Raw genomic sequence first — 21,888 nt, forward strand, 5'->3', positions numbered from 1 at the left:
TGCCCTCCTTTGGTTAGGTATCGGATTTGACAAGCCGCATGTTAAGAATCGTAAACGCGAGAATCACGACGAACATGATCAGGGCGATGGACATGCCGTACCCGAACTCACCGTTCACGGTCGATACGTTATACATATGGAGAATCGGCACGTAGGTGGAGTAGCCGGGACCGCCGTTGGTCATGACGAGCGGCGGAATGATGTTTTGCAGGCTTCCGACCAAGGTCAGAATGACGATCAGTCTGAATTGAGGCAGAGACAACGGGATATCGAGATGGAGAACCCGTTTCCACCCGGTGGCGCCATCCAGCTTCGCCGCTTCGATGACTTCCTTCGGTATGCTCTGCAGGCCCGAATAGAAGATGAGCATGTTGAAGGCGCTGATCCATGGGAAGCCCATGAGCATGATCGAATACAGGGCAATATGAGGGTTGCCCAGCCACAGCTGCTGCCAGGAATCCAGGCCGATCATGCCGAGCAGTTGATTGATCGCGCCGTCGCCTTGATAGAGGAAGCGCCAGAGCAGAATCGTGACGATCCCGGGAATGACGATCGGAATGACGAATAACGTCCGGTACACGTACTGCAGGCGGGCCTTCTTGACGTTGAAAATGAGCTCGGACACCACGAAAGGGGGAAGCACCGCCAACACGATGGAAAATGCCACCCAGATGAGCGCATTGATCGTGGATTGGCCGAGCACTTCATCCGTCATCATGCGGGTGAAATTGTCCAGTCCGATGAAATGCGGGGCATTGAATCCGTCCCAGTCGGTGAACGCGCCGCTTAGCGCTTGATAGACCGGATAGTACATGAACCAGATCAGGAACACGAAGGTGGGCAGAATGAATCCGTATCCCGTCAAGGCTATCTTGGTTTTATCCTTAAATTTCATCCAAGCCATCCATCCTTCCTTGTTTAAATAGAAAAGAAGGAGCGGCTTGCGGCAAGCTCCCTCTTTCCTGGCGAAGTTTAGAAGTGTGTGTTAATAAAGAAGTGACCGAAGGTCTAAATGGAGTCGGAAAAGCAGCCTATGCTTACGAAGCTGGCGAATGCTGCATTCCCCGACTCTGTCGGGGGAACGCAAACCAATCGCCTCAAGCGCTCGCCTTTGTAGTCTGATTTCTACCTATAATCACTTACATAATCAGAGAAATCAGAACTACAACAGCGATTGAAGACCCATTTTGACCGAAGTTCATAATCACTTAATATTGACTGAAGTCCGTATCGTTCTTCGTTTTGTATTCCTTAATCGCTGCATCAAGCGCCTTTTGCACGCTGGACGTCGCTTTGTCGATATCGATGTTGCCGCTCAGGTAAAGTCCGAACGTGCGCTGCAGATCCTTGCCCAGGTTAGGCGAGGAATTGCCGACGGAGATTGCTTTCAGCTCCTTGGAGGCTTGGCTGGCCAGCTCTTTCATGCTGTCGTTCGGTTTCGTGCCCGGCCAAGTCGGAACGAACGTGCCGTGCTCGTTGACGATTTGTTCGACATGCTCGGGCGTGCCGATGAATTGCAGCCAATCGATAACCGCTTCCTTCTTGCCGGCTTCCTTCATGCTTTTGTCGGCTTCCTTGGTCGCGACGGCGAATTGGAAGGCGCCGTTCGGTCCGCCTACGGCGCCCGAAGCATCCAAGCCCGTCGTCAGCGGCGTATCGGCAGCCGACAGCGTCGGGAAGTTGAAGGAGCCGAGCTCGAACTTGACGGCGGCATCCGAAGCATTTTCCGGCAGCCAGCTGCCGTCATAGAAGATCGCCGTCTTGCCGGCCAAGAAATCGTTTCGCGCATTGGCGCCCACGACGGCAGGGTCGCCGGTCAAGTAGTCTTGTTTCCACGTATCGGTCAGCTGCTTGAATACCGGCCACCAGCCCATGAAGCGCGGATCCTTCGTATTCAGCAGCCCTTTGGAAATCGCGACCGCCTCATCCAAGCTGGAGACGCCCGGCGCCTTGTCGAAGCCGGCGATCGTATCGAAATCCTTCGCGAAGAAATCCGTCAGGAAATGCCGTTGGAACCAACCGTAGTCCGGTGCTTGGGACATGGCCGTGATGCCCGCGGCTTGCAGCTTCTTGCTGGCGTCGATCAGCTCCGCCCATGTTTTGGGTGCGTCGGCGATACCGGCCTGCTTGAACAGGTCCTTGTTGTAGAAGAAGGCGGTCGCGACATAGTCGCCGTTGATATTGTAGTGTTGGCCGTCCGGAGCGGCCGTTTCGTTCACGACCGTGCCGTTCATGGCTTCCTGCCAAGTGGCTTTGTCCGCGATATACGGGTTAGGCTTGCTGAAATATTCGGTCAGATCTTCCGCGATTCCCTTAGGGAACGTGCCGTTCAATTCGGCCCATTGCGCCCAGTAGACGTCGAACAGCTCGCCGGCTGCCGCTTTGACGCGCACCGTCTGGGTGTAATCCTTGTATTCCTCGTCGACGAAGTTGATCTTGATGCCGGGATGAGCCTTCTCGTACTCGTCTGCCAGCGTGCGCAGCTGATGCTGATCGGTCTTGATTCCCGTGATGTTCTTGGGATTCGGCGTGTAGGACTGAGCATACATGTTGATCGTGCCTGTCCAGGCAGCTGCGCCGGCGTTGCCGCCGTTCGCGGTCGCGGAATTGTTTTCGGATGCATTTCCGTTCGAGGCGGAATTGCCGTTATTAGAGGCATTGCTGCCGCAGCCCGTTGCAACGATGGCAATGGCGGCCAGCAGGATGGGCAGTGATTTCGACGCAAACCGATGTTTCATTCGAATAGTCCCCCTAGTTGTTTGTGTAGAAAGCGCATTCATGATCCTATAACAATCTTAGATGACCCCGGGACGATGTTATAGAGGGGTAGAATTTACGTTTGGGTAGGTTTTTTTTACATGGCTGGTTCTTCTTATTGAAAATGCTTCTTGTACTCCGATGGCGTATAGCCCGTCAGCTCCTTGAACACGCGGCAGAAATGCTTGACGTCAGCGTAGCCGATCTGCGCACTGATCTCCTGCAGGCTGAACGTTCCCCGCTGAAGCAGTTCCTTGGCCTTCTCGATCCGGCATTCCTTCAGAAAATCGACGAAATTCCGGTTGGTCGAATATTTGAACCAGCGGCTGAAATAGCTGGCGTTCATGCCCATATAATCGGCGGCCGACTGCAGGCTGACCCCTTCGGACAGGTAGTCCCGCACGTATTGCTTCGCTTTCTCGGCCGATTTCAGATCCAGCATGCTGCGTTCCTTGCGAATGGATTGGCACAGCTCCTGAATCATGTGCTTGATTTTGCCCATCAGGGAATCGCGGGTGGCCGTGCATTCCAGCTCGGACAGCCAGCTTTGCAGCGATTTGCCGCTGGTTTCGCCAACATCCAGATCCATCTGCTTCAGCTGTACCGCCAACCGGAGCACATAGTGCACGATAACCTGCTTCAATTGGTCGGGGCCGATCGGCTCCGAGGATACGGCCCGGTCGAGGGCGTCATAAGCGGCTTCCTCGCTGCCGTGCATCAGCAGCGCAAGCGAAGCCTCCATCTGTTCGAGCAGCCGGACGGGCAGCTGTTGTTCCACCTCGAGCTTGGCGGGGGACAGCACCTGATCGCCTCCGTGCACGAAACGGTACGTAACGGCGAGGGAGGCCTCCTGATACGCGATCGGCGTCTCCGTGAAAGGATGGAGCCGGCTCATGCCGATGGTAACGGTCCGTTTGAAGGAGGCGAAGACGTCGGCCCGCAGCTTGTCCGCAAGCTCGGAAGCTTGCCGTGCTGCTTGCTCGGCTTGATCTTGGTCGAAATTGAGAATGACGATGATTTGCCCGGCATGGTCCTGGAGGACGAAGCTCTGCGGTCGGTCGGCATGCCATTCCTGCACGAATTTGGTCAACGCGTACATGAAGAGCTCGATATCGAAGGCGGGGAAGGCATCCTTCTCGATCCAATCCGGACTAACGGCCATTACGATAACCTGATCGCTGTCCGGCTTGAACGGCAGGCTGTAGCCGGAATCGACGATGAATTGCTCCAGGTCGTTCATGTCGTGGCCCATCAGAAAGTGCTGCACGTATAATTGCTGCGCAAGCGGAGCTGCTTTGCGAACGGTATGCTGAAGCAGGCTCATCTGGGCCTGTTCCTCGCGTTCGCGGTCCACGAGGGCGCTCGCTTTGGCCAGCGTATCCAGCAGCTCGGAGCGGTCGAGAGGCTTGGTGATGAAGCCCATCACGCCGTGCTGAATGGCCTCCTTGGCAAGCTGGAAATCCTGGTAGGCGGTCAAAATGATGCGATGAATCCGCGGCGACTGGGCGGCGATCCGCTCGCAGCATTCCAATCCGTTCAGGCCGGGCATCCGAAAGTCCAGGATGACCAGATCCGGCTGCAGGCGGAAAATTTGCTGCAGGCCGGAGACGCCGTCTTCCGCTTCGCCGACAACCTCCCAATCGGGGGCGAAGCGCTGGAGAATTTTTTTGATCCCTTGCCGAATAATGGCTTCATCATCCACGAGTATGACGCGATACATAGATGTTAACCTCGCTTTCGCTGCGGATTATGGGAAGCGCAAGCCGGATTTCCGTACCGAAGCCGGGCTCGCTGTTGATCGACATCGTATAGTCGCTGCCGAAGTAGAGCTGCATGCGGGCATGCACGTTGGCCAGGCCGACGCTGCTGCTCGATCTCGCCACGCCGGACATGGTGCTTCTGAACTGCTGGTTCAACTGCTGCAGACGTTCGGCGGATATCCCGAGGCCGTCATCGATAACCTGCACGATGATCGCGTCTTGTTCGCTGCGAATGGTAACCGCCAGTTTTCCTTTGCCTTGCTTCAGCTCCAGCCCGTGATAGAAGGCATTCTCGATGAGCGGCTGGATCATGATTTTGGGCAGGTAGTAATCCAGCAGCGCTTCTTCCACCTCGACGGACATATCGAAGCGGGTGGCGAACCGGCCTTCTTGAATGTGAAAATAATTCGTCAAGTATTCCCGTTCCTCGCGGAAGGTAATGAAATCGTTGCCGCGGAAAATCGACGATTTCACCAGCTTGCCGAGCGACGTGATCATCTCGACGGTAGAATCGGCCTCGTCGATCTCGGCTTTCATCTTGATGGTTTCCAGCGTATTGAACAGGAAGTGCGGATTGATCTGCGACTTAAGCGCTTGCAGCTCGCTTTCTTTGCGGAAGATTTCCGCTTGGTACAGGTTGCGGATCGTCTCGTCGAGCTTGCGGCTCATTCGGATAATGCTTCGGATCAGATGACCGATCTCGTTCCGCGGCGGATTGGCGTATTCGATGCGGAAGTCTTCCATCTCCACGCGCTTGATCAGCGCGATCAGCCTGTAGATCGGTTTCGTGATCTGGATCGAGCTCAAGGTGGAGAGCAGGAGGGCGATAATGATGCAGACCAAGCCGAGCAGAATCATGGAATTCCTCACGCCGCTGTTGCCGGAGACGATCTGCACGACAGGAACGTCACCGACGACGGTCCACCCGTATTGCCCTACCTTGCTGTACACGACGATGTTCTTCTTATCGCCGATGGTCAGCCGCTGTTTGCCCTGCTTGGCCATCGAGAGCGTCGGCAGATTGGCGAGCAGTTGATCGTCGATCGCTTCGTTGGCGTAGACGATCTGCCGGTTGCTGTCCATGATGAAGAAGGAACCGTTCTCTCCGAGATTCACCGAATCCATGATTTTCTTAATATCGTCCAGCTTGAAATCAACCTCGAAATAACCGGCATACTGCAGCATCGTCGTCGATTTATAGATTTTGCGTATTAGGGAGAAGACGGGCTGCTGGCTCTTCGCCTCGCTCGCGTTGTCGAAGAGCGGCTTATGCAGACTGAGAAAAGTGAGGTTATCCGAGGACGCGCTGAAATCCTTGTACCACGGCGTCATCTCCACGCTGGAACCGGGCGGCAGGTAGCCCTGATTATAAATTTGCGGATTCACCATGCCCGGCAAATCGAAATAATAGATGCCCTGCACGCTTTCGCGCTGCGATTGCCATAAGCTGAAGCTTTTCTCGATCGTCTCTTTCTTCTCCAGCTCGGCGGAAGGGTCCGAAGGCCTCTCGAGCGTCAGCAGGTCCTGCAGGTCGCGGTTGTAATACGGCTGCAGCGTGAACTTCTCGAGCTCTTGAATGTAGCTTTCGATATTGGATGAGGTACTGACCGCGACCTGTTCGGCGAAGTCGCTCAGCTTGTTCTCCATCGCCTGGCTGTACAGATAATAAGCGCCGAAACCCAGTACGGTTAATGGAAGCACGATAAAGACGACGTACGTAATGATCAGTTTCTGCTTGAAGCTGATGAATGCTTTCACGGTTTCACCCCGCCTGCCTATCAGATAGGTCTCATGTACAAAAAACACTATCAAAAAACCACGATGAATGATAGAGGAATCTCCTCGTGGGAGTTTTTGGAATCAGCAACGATCTGGTAGAGCTAGCCAGGCGGAGGGTGATCGCGGTTTCATCAATGAGATTATTTAGCAAAGTATATTTAAAATTGAAAATCAGCGTGGTAAAGTATGATCAAGCGGATATTGTAAATATTTAGTATACTTAAATATCCGGCTGCGGAAAGGAGGCGAGTCGTGTCATTTCGTTACGGACAACGGAAGGAGAGGCATGAGATCTTCGTATTCAGACCTTTTGAAAGCGCTTACCTAAGTGCGTGAGGCGATTCTAAAAAGAGATGAGGGAGAATGATGACGCTCAGACTGACTTTGGAATCCAAATTGCTTGGGCTTCGACCGAAAACCAATCTACTAAAAATGGCCGTATTCGCATTCGTCGTCGGCTGCTGTATGTTCATCCTTGGCGCGAAGGCGCATGCCGCCGATTATTACGTGGACTGCTCCGCGGGAACGAACGGGACCGGCACGCAGGTATCCCCGTACAACAGCTTCAACACGATCAACGGCATCGGAACGCTCGGCGCGGGAGACCGCGTCCTGCTGAAGAGCGGCGTCACGTGCAACCAGCAGATGACCGTCACCGGGCAGGGCAATTCGTCGAGCTACATTTCGATCGACTCCTATGGCGGCACGGCGAAAGCGAAGATCATCCGCTCGGGCAGCCAAGCCGACCGCGCCATCAAGCTTACGAACCCCAGCTACTGGAAAATCAACAATTTGGAAATCGGCAGCGCCGGAACGGGCATCCTCGTGACGTTCTCGACGGCCGGGCATGAGGATCTGAACTTTACCAATCTGTACTTCCACGATATATACGGCATCCATCAAGGCTCCGGAAGCGGCAACGATTCCACGGGCGACGCGATCTGGAACTCCGCCGGCATCGAATTCACCTCCAAGACGTTCAATTCCTCCAATCCGGCGAGCACGTATATCGTCAATAACGTCACGTTCGACACCATCGAAGGCTATCGCAACCTCGATACCGTCTCTATCGATTGGTACAATTCGGGCTACATGAACGCGAGCGGCGGCCATAAAGCGGCCGAGCATGTCCTCATGAACAATCTCAATTTCCATAACGACAACGCCGGAGGCGGCACGGGCTGCGACGACGGCATGCGGCTGACGTCCGTGCGCTACCTGACGCTCATCAATTCCAATCTGGACGGCGAGGGAGGCTGCCACTCCGATACCGGAACGGCAGCGATCTATATCGCCTTCGTCAGCGATTCGTACATCATGAACAGCATGTTCCAGAACGTGCCGAACACGTCATCCCCGGACATGGTGGCGTTCGATTACGAATGCTGCACCGACAACCTCCAAATCAATAACAACTACATCGCCGGCAATGCCGGAGCGGGCATTTCTTACCTGGCCATCCATCCGGGGCTGGGACTCGAGACCAACAGCGTCGCCGCGGGCAATATTTTCGTCAATAACGGCAGCGGCTCCTTCCGCCGGGCCGGCAACTCGGATACGCCGAGCGGCACGATTCGGGACAATTTGTACGCGGAGCCGAATAACTTCCTGTACCAGGATGGCGCCAATTACAGCGGCTTCACCTTGAGCAATAATATCCAGATCACGAACGCTGGCGGCATCTACCATGCGGCCAAGCAGTTCAGCAGCACGCAGGGTTCCGGCAACTGGACTTACAAAGCGTACAATGGGTCGACGTGGAGCAACCTCGCCTATTACGACAGCACAGGCAGCATCTGGCAATCTTCCTCGACGGCGAACGTGCCGCAAGTCTCGCAATTCGGCATGCACCCCGAGCCGGGCAGCGGCAAAATCGTCGCCCGCGCCTGGACCGCGCCCGTCGCGGGCACGGTCAGCATTCGCGGCCGCGTTCTCAAAACCACCGTTCAAGGCGGAGACGGCGTCATCGCCCGCATCACGAAGAACGGCACGCGCATCTGGCCGACGAGCGGCGACCGGACGGTTGCGTACAACGACCGCTTCGGCTACGAATCGAATCTGGATAGCGTGACGGTCGCCGCGGGCGACGAGATCCGCTTCGAGATTACGAGCGGCGCCGCGGGAGACAACGTCTACGACAGCGTGAGCTGGTCGCCGGCAGTCGCCTACACGGCGTCGAGCATTGCCGCGCAATGGGATTTCAATACTGCGGGGAACAAGGAAGGCTGGTCGGACACGAACCAGATCGGCAGCAGCGTCTCCGGCGGCATCTGGACGTTGACGTCGAGCGGCGGCGATCCGTATACGATCGGACCCAATAATATGAACGTTGCCTCGTCGTACCGTTACATCAAGATCAAGCTGAAGAACAACACGACCGACACGGGCGGCAAGTTCTTCTTCATTACGAACGCCGACGGGACGTATACCGAGGCCAAGTCCAAGACGTTCACCACCGGCTCGTCGATGAGCGGCTACACGGAATACACGATCGACATGGGTACCGTGGCGGGCTGGACCGGCACGATCAAGCAGCTGCGATTCGATCCGTTCTCGACGACGGGCACGATGAACGTCGATTACGTTTGGCTGAGCAATACGCCATAGAAGCACGAAGCCGAAGCCCCCTTTCCGCGGAGAGGGGGCTGATCGGCCGACATCCGTACTGGCTCGGGCAAGATCTGTTTTCTTTTTGTTAAGTATACTCTATAATGAATTTCATGAAGGTAAAGTATATCGGTTTCTGCAAGAAGATCAGATCGGAGAGGGTTCGAGCATGAAAGATACGATGCCGCTATACAAATCCATTGTCGAGGATATCAAGTCGAAGATCCATAACGGCGAGCTGAAAGAAGGCGACTCGATCCCGACGCAGATCGAGCTGGCCAGATTGTACGATACAAGCGAAATCACGTCGCGCCGCGCATTGAGCGAGCTGGCGGGAGAAGGACTAGTCGTCCGCATCCGGGGGAAAGGGACGTTCATCCAGCTGCGGGACGCGCCTCAGGATCAGGAGAAGGACGGGCAGGTCAAGTTGAAGCAGATTCTGCTCATTCATCCTTCCGCTCCGCCGCATGTGTTCAATCATCCGTTCTATGCCAATTTCATCACCGGCATTCACGCGGTATGTGAGGAGAACGGTATCGAATTCCAGCTGTACGATATCGGGGATAACGGCGAGCTTGAAGTGAATGATTCGGTCGGCGCCATCGTGCTGCCCGGCGAGCAGCAGGCGAACGGCTTGACGATCGCCCGGCTGAAGGAATGGAAGGAAGCCGGACTTCGGATGGTGCTGGCGCATTTTTATTTTCCGCAGCTGCAGATTCCGTACGTGATCGTCGATAATTTGACGGGCGGTTATCTGGCGACGGAGCATCTCATCTCGCTGGGGCATAAGCGAATCGGAATTATCGTCACCGGACGGTCGTTGTTCGATATCAATCAGGAGTTCATGCTCCGCCTGCAGGGCTATAAGCTGGCCTTGTCGCAGCACGGCATTCCGTTCGACGAGTCGCTCGTTACGGTCATGGAAGCGCTCGAGGAGCTGGAGGAAATGGGCTATAACGGCGCGAAGCAGCTGCTTGCGCTTGAGCAGCCTCCGACGGCGATCTTCGCGACAAGCGATTATAAAGCATTCGGGGCCATGCGCGCAGGCAAGGAACGCGGACTGTCGATTCCGGCGGACCTGAGCATCGTCGGCTACGACGACGTCGTGCAAAGCCGTTATTCGTCGCCGGCGCTGACGACCGTCCATCAGAATACGGAACGGATGGGACGCCGCGCCGTCGAGCTGCTTCTTAGGCCATGGAGCGAGCGGGAGATGGAGGAGCATTTCGTCAAAGAGGAGATCGTGCCGAAGCTGCTGATCCGAAAAAGCACCGCCGCCGTCGAAACCCATTCATAAACGTATACCAAAAATAATTGTTGATACTATATTGAAAGAAAACAGAATGAATAGTATTCTTAAAGTGAATGAACGGACCATGAATTAGCTTATTGAAATTTTACAAATTCTGCTTGCTGGACGTATGCGAAACAGCCAATTATCGATCGGTTCGGGAACGAGCTTCGAACATCATTGATTGGGGGATGCGTCCACGCGGGCTATTTGTACTTTCATGAAATGACAGCGATTTCATATTGGAGCCGGCTGTTTTCAAGCGACTAGAAGGGAGAAACAAGGATGAAGTGGAGCGCCGCTTGGATTTGGGCCGATGGCCTGCAGGATACACCGAACACCTACGTCGAATTCCGGTCGGTGCTTGAGGTCGATGCCGCGGATGCAGGACAAGTATGCCGTTTTCACGTGACTGCCTGTCAGGCCTACGAATTATACGTCAATGACCGTTTTATCGGCAGAGGGCCGTCTCCCTGCTCGCCTGATTATCAATATTACGATACGTATGAAGAGCAAGTTCGGCTGGAGGCGGGGGAGAACGTCATTGCCGTCGTGGCATATCATTTCGGCGTGAAGGACATCGTCACGGGACAGATGCAGGGGGAAGCCGGCTTTCTGCTGCAGGCGGAGTCCGCAAGCGGCGAAGTCCTTGCTGCTACGGATGCATCATGGCGCTGCCGGAAGTCGCCCCGCTACATCACGAGCAACGAGCGGATCAGCAGATGGAGCGGCTTCAAGGAAATTTACACGGCGCTGGGCGACGACGGGTTTCGCGGGAAGGGCTATGATGATTCGGCTTGGGATCAGGCGAACGTGCGTGCGGCCGCGCTTGATGCTTCCAGCCCTTGGCCGCGCTTGCTGCCGCGGGAAATTCCGTTTCTCGGGATCGAGCGCCGCGACGCGACGGGCGTCGTGCGCAAGGAAGACAATTTCGGCCGCGTGACGGGAGAGTTTCCGGCAGCGTCCAATCCGGTCTTCCTGGATGCTTCCGCGCCCGGTGCGATGCCGGCGATCGTGTACGACTTCGGCAGCGAGACCGTCGGCTATCCCGTGCTGGAGCTGGATGCCTCGCAGGGCGGCGTGCTTCGGATCGCCTACGGCGAAACGCTTGAGCTGCAGGAAGTGGATACGTTCGTGCTGCGTCCGGGCCTGCAGCGCATCCGCACCTTCGGCAGGCGCGCCTTCCGTTTCATGAAGCTGATGCTTGCCGCCGCGCCGCAGCCGGCGGAGCTGCTGTCCCTGCATGTCGATCAGGTCGGCTATCCGTTCAAGAACGAAGCCTCATTCTCGACGGACGATGAGCTGCTGCAGCGAATATGGCAGGTCAGCCTCACGACGACCCGCATGAACAGCCAGGACCATACGGAGGATTGCCCGTGGCGGGAGAAATCGCTGTGGGTCGTGGACGGCGTCGTGATGGGCAAAATCATTTACGCCAACTACGCCGACACCGCCCTTATGCGCAAGTGCCTGCTGCAAGGCGCCAGAATCCAGAAATCGGACGGCTCCATTCCGGGCACGGGACCGGAGATGAACGGGATGCTGCTGCCCGACTTCTGCGCCTATTGGCTGCTCGGCGTATTCGATTACTGGCAGTACAGCGGCGACCGTTCGATCCTGGCGGAGCTGGCTCCTGCCATCGATCGGCTGATGGATTGGTTCCGCATCCAAAGCGAGGAGGACGAGACCGGACTCTTCGCCAGGGCGGACCGCGGCGGCTGGTGGTGCTTCATCGACTGGAGCGACGATATCGACCGGCGCGACCACGTATCGGGCATTTCGTTCGTCTATTATAAGGCGCTTCAATTATATGCGCGTATTCAAGCCGAACTCCTCGGGCCGGAGTCGCCGGCCGTCCGCGAGACGCGCGAGCGTGCTGAGCGGCTGCAGGCGAACATTCGCAATTGGCTGTGGCATCCGGAGCGCGGCATGTACATCGATTGCTTGATCGGCACGGAAGCTTCGGAGCATTTCTCGCTGCAGACGAACTTCCTGGCGATCTGGAGCGGGCTCATGAACGATGCGGAGCGGGACCGTTTCTTGGACGATGTCTATGCGGCCGGCGTGCTGCCGCCGGTTAGGGGCCCTTTCTTCCAGCACATCGTGCTGGAGGTGCTGGAGCAGGCGGGACGAGCGGAGCAGGCGATCGCGCTCATGCGCAGCTATTGGGGCGAGATGCTGGCGCGCGGGGCGACGACGTGGTGGGAAACGTTCGATGCGACGCTTCCGTCCGTTACGATTCCGAGCACGTACCAAGGCCACACGCCAACGTATATGGTGGAGGGCATTCCCGTAAGCCTATGCCACGCTTGGGGAGCGTCTCCCGGCTACATGCTGCACCGGCTGCTGCTCGGCGTCGACGTATCCGCCGCCGGCCAAGGCGTCATTCGCTTAAGCGCTCCGGCTCCGGAAGCGGACAGGGCAGAAGCCGACATTCCGCTCTCGGGCGGAGGAAGCATCAAGCTCGCCTGGCACCGCGGCGAAGACGGCAGCCTCGCAGGCGAAGTTGCCGTTCCGGAAGGGTATACCGTGGAGCTGAAGGATGCAGGCGGGTATCCGCTGCAGATCGTTACGAAAGCCGCATTTTCCGTGTGACGCGCGTTGAGAAGAACGGTGTGACGACTGAGGACTGAGTACGCATGTTAAGACGACTTTGCTGAAGACGGTAGACGACCGCAGGATCATGACCTGCCGCCCTATTTGATCCGATCAAGGAGGTTGCTGGCATGAAAATCCAGGACGTTCGCGTATTCATAGTCAATGGAGGGAAGGCTCACGCCTTACTCTTGAAGCAAGGCACGGCTTCGGCCGAGGGCTCTTGGCTGTCGGAAACGGTCATCGCCAATCCGATGTCGAACTATCCGGAATATACCGACCGCAGGTCCAGCTGGCTTGGCATGGGAGGGCGGGTCATCGTTCAGATCGTCGCCGACAACGGCATTGAAGGCTTCGGGGAAAGCACAGGCGGCATGGCGACGGCTTCCATCATCCACGAGCATATTCGCCGGATTCTCGTCGGCAAGGATCCGCGCGACATCGAGAAGCTGTGGGACATGATGTTCAAGATCACGCTGCCTTACGGCCGCAAAGGCATTCCGATCATGGCCGTGTCCGCCGTGGATCTCGCCCTGTGGGATCTGGTGTCGAAGGCCCGCAGCGAGCCGCTCTACATGAGCTTGGGCGGCGCGACCAAGGACAAGGTGCAGGCGTATGTCACCGGCAACGAATCCAAGCTGATCAAGGACCGCGGGTACATGGGCCAGAAGCTCGCGATGCCTTACGGGCCGTCCTCCGGCTGGGAGGGCATGAAGCGCAATGCGGCGTTGGTGGCGGAAACGAGGGAAATTCTAGGCCCGGACATGGAAATCATGCTGGACTGCTATATGGCCTGGAACGTGGAATATACGATCCGGATGGCAGAGCTGGTAGCCCCGTACCGGGTAAAATGAATCGAGGAGACGCTGCCGCCGGACGATTACGCGGGCTATGCGGAGATCAACCGCAAAGTCACGTCGTCGGCGATCGCGACGGGGGAGCATGAATATACCCGGTACGGTTATAAGCAGCTGATCGACTGCGGCGCGGCGCAGATCCTGCAGCCGGATATCTGCTGGGTCGGCGGCGTCAGCGAAGCGAAGAAAATTTGCGCGATGGCATCCGCGGCGAATCTGCCGGTCATCCCTCATGCGGGCGGACTTCAGCCGTGGGCGCTGCATTTGGTATTCTCGCAAGTGAATATCCCTTATGCGGAGTTCGCGTATATTCATGGGGCCGACCGGACGAATTACGATCCCGTGTTCGAAGGCGTACAGCTGCCGAAGGACGGCTGGTTCTCGCTGCCGGAAGAGATCGGCGCGGGCATCCGGCTGCGCGAAGGCGCCTTGGACATTCTCGACGAGTTGAAGTAAGGAGGGGGAATGCCGCATGAGCCGCTGCAGCTACAGCATTCGATGCTTCAAGACGGCCTCGCACCGCGCGCCCAAGCCGGTCTTCCTGTTCATGGACGGGTTCGGCGAAGAGCTGGACGTGAATTGTTATTTTTGGCTTGTACAGGGCAACGGACGGAATATCCTCGTCGACACGGGTATGGGCGGCTCCCATCAATTGGCCTACGGCTCTTATGGAGAGGCGTTTCTGGCGCTCCATCAAGGCAGCCAATCCGGCTTTCCCGTAGGCGAAGGGGAAGATACGGTTGCGCAGCTGCAGACCTGCGGCTTGCGGCCGGCAGACATTGACGCCGTCATATTAACGCATCTGCACTACGATCATATCGCGAATATTCCGTTGTTTGCGGAAGCGGACATCTACGTAAACCGGCGAGGCTGGGAATTCGCGCTTCAGCGGGAATACCCGATATTCGATACGTTTCCCCATCCGCTTCTGCGTTACATGGAACGGGAAATGGGCAGCCGCCTGCGGCTGTTGGAGGACGAAGCCGAGATCATGCCGGGGCTGTCGGTCTTCCGTACAGGCGGGCATACCCGCTGCTCGCAGGCCGTGCTGATCGACACGCTTCATGGAAGAGCGGCGATCAGCGGCGATGTCGCCTTCTTATACGAGAATTTCGAGCGCGAGCACCCGATCGGCTTCGGCATGAGCGCCGAAGAGAGCGTGGCCGCGATTCGCCGCCTGAAGCGGGAAGCTTCGATCCTGCTTCCGGGTCATGACGCCGCCGTATTGGAGCGGTATCCAGATGGATGGATCGGAGGGAAACCAGCATGAGCGGCAAGCTGCAGGACCGCGTTGCGATCGTTACCGGAGGAAGCCGTGGCATCGGGAGAGGGATCAGTCATGTTTTGGCGGAAGCCGGCGCTTTCGTCGTCGTCAATTATACGAGCCATGAAGCGGCAGCGCTTGAGGTCGTGGCGGAAATTCAAAGCAAGGGCGGCCGGGCGGAAGCCGCGCAGGCCGACGTCGGCGTCAAGGCGGATATCGATCGGATGATGGACGGGATCGAGGAGCGGCACGGACGAATCGATATCCTGGTCAATAATGCCGGTATCTGTCCGTTCAGCGAATTTTTCGATATCGACGAGGAGACGTGGCATCGGACGATCGGCGTCAACCTCGGCGGGACGTTCTTCTGCTCCCAGCGGGCGGCGGTTGCCATGCGCAAGCAGGGCGGCGGAGCGATCGTCAATATCAGCACGGTAACTTCGACCCGCGGCAGCCGAGACCAGGTGCACTACGCCTCGAGCAAAGGCGGCATCAATGCGCTTACGACAGCCATGGCCTTCGAGACGGGAAAATACGGCATCCGCGTCAATTCGATTTTGTGCGGCGGCGTCTGGACGGATATCAACGTCGAGCAGCGGGCGCAGGCAGCGGCGGTCTCCGGCAGTCTCCCGCGGCTGCCGCTCGGGCGGGCCGGATTGCCGGACGATCTCGGCAAAGCCGTGCTGTTCCTGGCTTCGCCCGACGCGGAATGGATCACGGGCGCGCATCTTGCCGTCGACGGCGGCTTCATGACGATGTAACGGCGGCGATTCTTACGCATGCATGCAAGGCGATAACCTGAGGAAAGAGGGGCTGTTCATGAAAGCGGTCATGTGGACAGGAGCGGAACGGATGTCGGTTATCGATCTTCCGCTGCCTGAGCCGGAAGCGAACGAAGTGTTGATCAAGGTGAGCCATGTCGGCATTTGCGGCTCGGATTTGGAAGGCTACTTGGGCCATAACAGTCTGCGTCACCCGCCGCTGCTCATGGGACATGAGTTCTCCGGTACGATTGCGGGCTTCGGCGGAGGTTCGGCGTCGGACGAGGGCGGAGACCTATCGACTGGAGAGAGGGGCGGCGCAGGGGCGGAAAACAGAGCAGATCTCGCGCTCGGCGACCGCGTCGTCGTGAATCCGCTAATTCATTGCGGCGCTTGCCCGCGCTGCATCCGCGGCCAGTTCAACCTGTGCGATCGCCGCCGTATCATCGGCATTCACCGGCCCGGCGCGTACGCGGAGCATATCGCGGTACCGGCAGCGCAGGTCGTGCGGATTCCGGACGGACTGACGGATGTTCGCGCTTCGCTGACGGAGCCGCTTGCCTGTTCGCTGCGCGCCGCCCGCCGGGCAATGGCGACTGTCCCGATGGGCAACGTCGTCATCATCGGGGCAGGCGCGATCGGACTGCTTAGCGCGTTCTCGGCTCGGCTGCTCGGCGCCGGCAAAATCTTCGTCCTCGACAATAATCCGCTGCGCCTGAAGCATGTCGCGGAGCTGGGCTTCGACGGTGCCGTCGACAGCTCGGATGCGGATGCGGTTGCGGCCATGCTGAAGGCAGCCGGAACGAAAGGCATCGACGTCGTCATCGACGCCGCCGGCTTCAGCGTTACGCGCAGCCTCGCCAAGCGGATCGTCAACACGGGCGGAACGATCATGAACATCGGCCTCGGCAGCGGCGAGTCGGTTCTCCCGGTCAACGACATGATCCGCGGCGAGACGACGGTGCTGGGCTCCTTCTGCTACGCGCCGCAGGACTTCGCCGATGCGCTGGAGCTGCTCGCAGCCGGCAAAGTAACCGAGGAAGGCTGGACGACGCTGCGTCCGCTCGGCGACGGTCCGGCTTGCTTCGCAAGCCTGGTGCGGGGCGAGGTGTCGCACGGGAAGATTATATTGAAAGTCTAGACGTCTATAAGGCAGGACGGCTAACCGCCGCATGTAGGCATACTCCGGACGCGCACTTTCTGGAATAAGCATTGGTTAGGATATCCGATGCATTCCGGAAGATGTTTTTCTTTTTCTTGTTGCCAATACAACTTTGAAGCCGGACGGAATCACAGCGTCTGATGCAGTGCAGCATATCGTGCCGGAGCCCGAAGAACGAACCGCTCTGCGATCGGGGGATGGGGGCAGTGCGCCTCCCTCTTGCTTGACCAAGCCCGGATTAGCGGTCGCTTCCTCCTCGGCCTCGGGGCGAGCACGGTTTAAGAAGGAGGACATTCCATTCCTCTACCAGGTTGAAGTTGGCTGGAAGGATTGCGGAGATCGACACTTCCCCGGGGCGGCGCACTCCGATAGGGACCCTGACTTGTCGATAAAAAAAGCCGAAGTTGGTAGTTTTGGCAGGTAAGAGGGTGAATGGATCGACTACATCGGCTGGGATAGGTGGTTTTGGCGGGCGAAAGGGTGAATGGATCGACTACATTTGCTGAAGTTGGTGGGTTAGGCGGGCAAGAGGGTGAATGGATCGACTACATAGGCTGGGGGAGGTGGGGGAGGCGGCAAAGGGTGGGTTCGAGGGTCCAAAGGGGCCAAAATGAAAGGAAGCGGCGCCCGTTAGACGCCGCTTCCTTTCATTTTGGCCAGAAAAGCCGATATCGCGTAATAGGCTGCTCCGCGTACGGCGGATTTCTCGCCCTGCTCGGCGAACAGCACTTGCAGCTTGCCGCGGTGATGCGCCAGCGCCCTGCGGTCGACCGTTCGCTGGACCGCCTCATCGATCCAGGCTTCGGCGCGCCGCATTTCGTTGCCGATGATGACGATATCGGGATTGAAGACGTTCACGATATTCGCGATGCCGACGCCGAGCGCTTCGCCGATGCGATCGAACAGCGCGAGCACTTCCGGCTCGCCACGTCCGGCGGCTTCCAGCAGCGCGTCAAGTTCGTGGTAGCCGAGCGATTCAGACTGCTCCAGCAGCGCGTTCTCCGACGCGTACAGCTCCCAGCAGCCTTGATTGCCGCAGCGGCACGGCTTTCCGTCCGCATGAATGGAGAGATGGCCGAGCTCCCCGGAGAAGCCGCCGGCTCCCTTGTACAGCTCCTTGTTCAGGATCATGCCGGTTCCGATGCCGATGCCGACGCTGACATAGATCTGATTGGCGATGCCGCGGCCAGCGCCGTAGCGCTGCTCGCCTTGGGCGCCGGCGTTCGCTTCGTTATCGATCGTAACCGGTACGCCGAAGCGTTCCTCGACGATGGTGCGCAGCGGGACCTCGGGCCACGACAGATTCGGCGCGAACAGAATCGTGCCGCTTTCGTTGACGAGTCCCGGCACGCCGATGCCGATGCCGACCACGCCGTACGGGCAGGCAGGGATCTTCGCGCGCAGCGCCTCGATGCAGTCCAGCAGGCGCGGAATGACGCTCTCTACGTCCTGCGTCTTCAGCGTCAGCCGATGCTCGGCGACGACGCTGCCCTCGAGATCCGTCAGGATGCCGCGGATGTAATTGACGCCGAGATCAATGCCGACGGCATAGCCGGAGGTGGCGCGGAACTCCAGCAGGTTCGGCTTGCGTCCGCCGCTGGATGCGCCCGGACCAAGATCGACCACGAGATGGTTATCGATCAAGTCCTGCACCAGGCTCGATACCGTCGCTTTGTTCAGCCCCGTGCGCTCCGAGATTTGAGCCCGCGAGAGCGGGGCATAGCGCAGCACGGCGTCCAGCACGATGGCCGTATTCATTTTCTTGACGAGCGCCAAATCTCCGGTTTGCTTCATGATTCGTCCGTTGCCCCCGAATGCCTTAAGAATGTATGGGTACGATTGTACCACGCGAAAGTGCGGGCCGCCATACGTTTGCCGCGTACGAAAAAACTTTCTTTGTTTACTAGACAAACAAAGTTTTACGATGCTAGAATAGCCGTAAGAACGTTTTCATAACGACGCCGATGCTACTGATTCCAGCGGTTCCGCATTCGCGGAGCGCATGTATCAGGGCACGGACATACCTTTCTGGAGGGATATTATTCCATGGCTTATTTCAAGAACATTGGCAAAATCGCATTCGAGGGCAAAGGCTCCGACAATCCGCTTGCATTCAAACATTATAACCCGCAAGAGATCGTGCTCGGCAAAACGATGGAAGAGCATCTGCGTTTCGCCGTCGCTTACTGGCATACATTCACGGCTTCCGGCGCCGATCCGTTCGGCGTAGGCACGGCGGTACGCGGCTGGGACAGCGCGAACGAGATGGATCAGGCGAAAATGCGCGTCGAAGCGAACTTCGAGTTTCTGAGCAAGATCGGCATTCCTTTCTACTGCTTCCACGACCGCGACGTCGCGCCTGAAGGCAGCACGCTGGCCGAGACGAACAAGAACTTCGACGTTATCGCCGACCTGCTGGAGCAAGGCATGAAGGAAACCGGCGCGAAGCTGCTGTGGAATACGGCGAACATGTTCACGAACCCGCGCTTCGTGCACGGCGCAGGTACGACCGCCAATGCGGACGTATTCGCCTATGCGGGCGCTCAGTTGAAGAAAAGCCTTGAAGTCGGCAAACGTCTCGGCGCCGAAAACTATGTGTTCTGGGGCGGCCGCGAAGGCTACGACACGTTGCTGAACACCGACATGGCGCTGGAGCTCGACAACCTGGCCCGCCTGTTCCATATGGCCGTCGCTTACGCGAAAGAGATCGGTTTCGATGCGCAATTCCTGATCGAGCCGAAGCCGAAAGAACCGACGAAACACCAATACGATTTCGACGCCGCGACTACGATCTCGTTCCTGCAGAAGTACGGCTTGAAAGACTACTTCAAGCTGAACCTGGAAGCGAACCACGCGACGCTTGCCGGTCATACGTTCGAGCACGAGCTTCGCACGGCAGCGATCAACGGCATGCTGGGCTCGCTGGATGCGAACCAAGGCGATCTGCTGCTCGGCTGGGATACGGACGAATTCCCGACCGACATCGTATCGACGACGCTCACCATGTACGAAGTGCTTAAAGCCGGCGGCATCGGCAGGGGCGGAGTAAACTTCGACGCGAAAGTGCGCCGTGCTTCCTTCGAGGATCAAGATTTGTTCCTGGCGCATATCGCAGGCATGGACACGTATGCTTGGGGCTTGAAAGCAGCAGCGAAGCTGATCGAGCAAAACGTCATCGACGGCTTCGTCGACAACCGCTACCGCAGCTTCAAAGAAGGCATCGGCGCAGAGATCGTTGCGGGCCGCGCTACGCTGGCATCGCTTGAGCAGTACGCGCTGCAAAACCATGTGATCAAGAACGAGTCCGGCCGCCTGGAGCGCATCAAACTGCAGCTGAACGAAGTTATTTTCAGCGTATAGGAGGCCAATGATTCCATGTCATACGTCATCGGCGTCGACTTAGGCACGAGCGCGGTGAAGGTGCTGCTTCTGGACAGAAGCGGCACGGTCGTTGCGGAAGCATCGCGCGACTATCCGCTGTTTCACGAGCATTCGGGCTGGAGCGAGCAGCGTCCCGACGATTGGGTGAACGGCACGATCGAGGCGCTCCGCGAGCTGACGGCAAACGCCGGCATCGCCGCGGATGCAATTGAAGGGCTGAGCTTCTCGGGGCAAATGCACGGCCTCGTGCTGCTGGATGCGCAGGGCAATCCTGTTCGCAAGACGATTCTATGGAACGATACGCGCACGACGGCGGAATGCCGCGAGATCGAGGAGCTGCTGGGCAAAGAGCTGCTGCTCACGATCACGCGCAATCCGGCGCTGGAGGGCTTTACGCTGCCGAAGATTCTATGGGTGCGCAAGCATGAACCGGAGATCTTCGCGCAGGCGGTGTCATTCCTATTGCCGAAGGATTACGTCCGCTACCGCCTGACGGGCGAGCTGCATATGGATTATTCCGACGCGGCAGGCACGCTGCTGCTGGACGTGGCGAACAAGCGCTGGAGCAGCGAGGTGCTGGAAGCCGTATCGCTGCCGGCATCCTTCGCTCCGCCGCTCGTGGAATCTCACGAGCTGACCGGCACGCTGCTGCCGGAGCAGGCTGAAGCAGCCGGGCTGCACGCAGGCACGAAGGTGTTCGCGGGCGGAGCGGACAATGCCTGCGGCGCGATCGGCTCCGGCATTCTGCAGGAAGGGCTGACGATGTGCAGCATCGGCACGTCCGGCGTCATCCTTTCTTATGAAGCGACGAGCGCGAACGATTTCCGCGGCAAAGTCCATTTCTTCAACCACGGCAAGGAAAATGCGTTTTATGCCATGGGCGTGACGCTGGCGGCGGGCTACAGCCTCAGCTGGTTCAAGGGAGCCTTCGCCAAGGGAGAGTCGTTCGACGAGCTGCTGCAGGGCGTCGGAGACGTGAAGCCCGGCGCGAAAGGGCTCGTCTTCACGCCTTACCTCGTCGGCGAACGGACGCCGCATGCGGATTCCGTCATTCGCGGGAGCTTCATCGGCATCGACGGCTCGCATGAGCGGGTTCATTTTGCCCGGGCGGTCATGGAAGGCATCACGTTCTCGCTGAACGAATCTGTCGCGATGTTCCGCGAAGCCGGCAAGACGGTCGATACGATCATCTCGATCGGCGGCGGAGCTTCCAACCCGGTATGGTTGCAGATGCAGGCGGATATCTTCGATGCCGAGGTCGTTGCCCTGGAGAACGAGCAGGGTCCTGGCCTTGGAGCAGCGATGCTTGCGGCGTATGGCTGCGGCTGGTTCGACAGCCTCGAGGCTTGCGCCGAGCTGTTCGTGAAACGCGCTTCCGTATACAAACCGAATCCGGCGGCAGTCGACGCCTACAGCGGCCTGTTCCGCATCTACCAAGACGTGTACGCGGCGACGCGGACGTTGAATGAAGGTCTGCAAGCTTACCGCAATTAAGAGGGCGCAAGTTACCTCGTTTCTCGTTAAAGTTGATTAACCGTTCCTCTGCATCATGGGGGGAACGGTTTTTTTGATGTTGATGATAGGTTAGTTGACATCGCTAGTCTATTTAAGTTTAAAAAATTAAATAAAACTAGAAATCAAGCGTTTTCTTCCATGTTCCTACCACGTATACTA

15 protein-coding genes are annotated in these 21,888 nt (G+C 57.8%); 10 read left to right on the forward strand and 5 right to left on the reverse strand.

Translation table 11 applies throughout. The annotated features are described in order from the left end of the window. Nucleotides 1-13: 13 nt before the first annotated feature. From AC0YNU_RS13645 to AC0YNU_RS13660, 4 genes are all read right to left on the reverse strand, one after another. Nucleotides 14-895 (reverse strand): carbohydrate ABC transporter permease, encoded by an 882-nt coding sequence (locus AC0YNU_RS13645; RefSeq protein WP_475757269.1) that lies wholly within the window; start codon nucleotides 893-895, stop codon nucleotides 14-16. Between the two features lie 313 nt (nucleotides 896-1,208). Continuing rightward, entirely contained in the window at nucleotides 1,209-2,738 is a 1,530-nt protein-coding gene (locus AC0YNU_RS13650) for an ABC transporter substrate-binding protein (protein WP_475757271.1), read from the reverse strand. A 134-nt stretch (nucleotides 2,739-2,872) separates the two neighbouring features. Beyond that, entirely contained in the window at nucleotides 2,873-4,477 is a 1,605-nt protein-coding gene (locus tag AC0YNU_RS13655) for a response regulator transcription factor (protein ID WP_475757273.1), read from the reverse strand. Further along, nucleotides 4,452-6,275 (reverse strand): sensor histidine kinase, encoded by a 1,824-nt coding sequence (locus tag AC0YNU_RS13660; RefSeq protein ID WP_475757276.1) that lies wholly within the window; start codon nucleotides 6,273-6,275, stop codon nucleotides 4,452-4,454. Before AC0YNU_RS13660 ends, AC0YNU_RS13655 begins: the two co-directional genes overlap by 26 nt. A gap of 384 nt (nucleotides 6,276-6,659) precedes the next feature. On the opposite strand from AC0YNU_RS13660, the gene AC0YNU_RS13665 reads away from it, so the two are divergent. The 8 genes from AC0YNU_RS13665 to AC0YNU_RS13700 all read left to right on the forward strand — a co-directional run bounded on the left by AC0YNU_RS13665 (nucleotide 6,660) and on the right by AC0YNU_RS13700 (nucleotide 16,812). After that, nucleotides 6,660-8,903, forward strand: coding sequence for a hypothetical protein (locus AC0YNU_RS13665; protein ID WP_475757279.1), 2,244 nt, complete (start codon nucleotides 6,660-6,662; stop codon nucleotides 8,901-8,903). Nucleotides 8,904-9,072: 169 nt separating this feature from the next. After that, the gene (locus tag AC0YNU_RS13670) at nucleotides 9,073-10,200 is read left to right on the forward strand and encodes a GntR family transcriptional regulator (protein WP_475757281.1); all 1,128 of its coding nucleotides are present in this window, start codon (nucleotides 9,073-9,075) and stop codon (nucleotides 10,198-10,200) included. 279 nt (nucleotides 10,201-10,479) lie between these two features. Beyond that, nucleotides 10,480-12,789 (forward strand): alpha-L-rhamnosidase-related protein, encoded by a 2,310-nt coding sequence (locus tag AC0YNU_RS13675; RefSeq protein WP_475757283.1) that lies wholly within the window; start codon nucleotides 10,480-10,482, stop codon nucleotides 12,787-12,789. A 131-nt stretch (nucleotides 12,790-12,920) separates the two neighbouring features. After that, nucleotides 12,921-13,643 (forward strand): enolase-like domain-containing protein, encoded by a 723-nt coding sequence (locus AC0YNU_RS13680; RefSeq protein WP_475757285.1) that lies wholly within the window; start codon nucleotides 12,921-12,923, stop codon nucleotides 13,641-13,643. Between the two features lie 12 nt (nucleotides 13,644-13,655). Continuing rightward, on the forward strand, nucleotides 13,656-14,102 hold the full coding sequence (locus tag AC0YNU_RS13685; protein WP_475757975.1) for an enolase C-terminal domain-like protein: 447 nt from the start codon (nucleotides 13,656-13,658) through the stop codon (nucleotides 14,100-14,102). A 16-nt stretch (nucleotides 14,103-14,118) separates the two neighbouring features. Continuing rightward, complete coding sequence (locus AC0YNU_RS13690; RefSeq protein ID WP_475757288.1) at nucleotides 14,119-14,916, forward strand: N-acyl homoserine lactonase family protein; 798 nt, start codon at nucleotides 14,119-14,121, stop codon at nucleotides 14,914-14,916. After that, entirely contained in the window at nucleotides 14,913-15,671 is a 759-nt protein-coding gene (locus tag AC0YNU_RS13695) for an SDR family NAD(P)-dependent oxidoreductase (RefSeq protein ID WP_475757290.1), read from the forward strand. Before AC0YNU_RS13690 ends, AC0YNU_RS13695 begins: the two co-directional genes overlap by 4 nt. A 58-nt stretch (nucleotides 15,672-15,729) precedes the next feature. Beyond that, nucleotides 15,730-16,812, forward strand: a complete 1,083-nt coding sequence (locus AC0YNU_RS13700; protein ID WP_475757292.1) for a zinc-dependent alcohol dehydrogenase — start codon at nucleotides 15,730-15,732, stop codon at nucleotides 16,810-16,812. A gap of 651 nt (nucleotides 16,813-17,463) precedes the next feature. Here AC0YNU_RS13700 and AC0YNU_RS13705 read toward each other — a convergent pair. Further along, the gene (locus AC0YNU_RS13705) at nucleotides 17,464-18,627 is read right to left on the reverse strand and encodes an ROK family protein (RefSeq protein ID WP_475757294.1); all 1,164 of its coding nucleotides are present in this window, start codon (nucleotides 18,625-18,627) and stop codon (nucleotides 17,464-17,466) included. A 252-nt stretch (nucleotides 18,628-18,879) separates the two neighbouring features. Between AC0YNU_RS13705 and xylA the strand changes: the two genes are divergently transcribed. Together xylA and xylB are read left to right on the forward strand one after the other, a co-directional pair. After that, nucleotides 18,880-20,193: a xylose isomerase gene (xylA, locus tag AC0YNU_RS13710; protein WP_475757296.1), complete on the forward strand. Its 1,314-nt coding sequence runs from the start codon at nucleotides 18,880-18,882 to the stop codon at nucleotides 20,191-20,193. Between the two features lie 15 nt (nucleotides 20,194-20,208). Next, nucleotides 20,209-21,708: a xylulokinase gene (xylB, locus tag AC0YNU_RS13715; protein WP_475757298.1), complete on the forward strand. Its 1,500-nt coding sequence runs from the start codon at nucleotides 20,209-20,211 to the stop codon at nucleotides 21,706-21,708. The last annotated feature ends 180 nt before the right edge of the window (nucleotides 21,709-21,888 follow it).

It is taken from the genome of Paenibacillus sp. J31P316 (assembly GCF_056269105.1).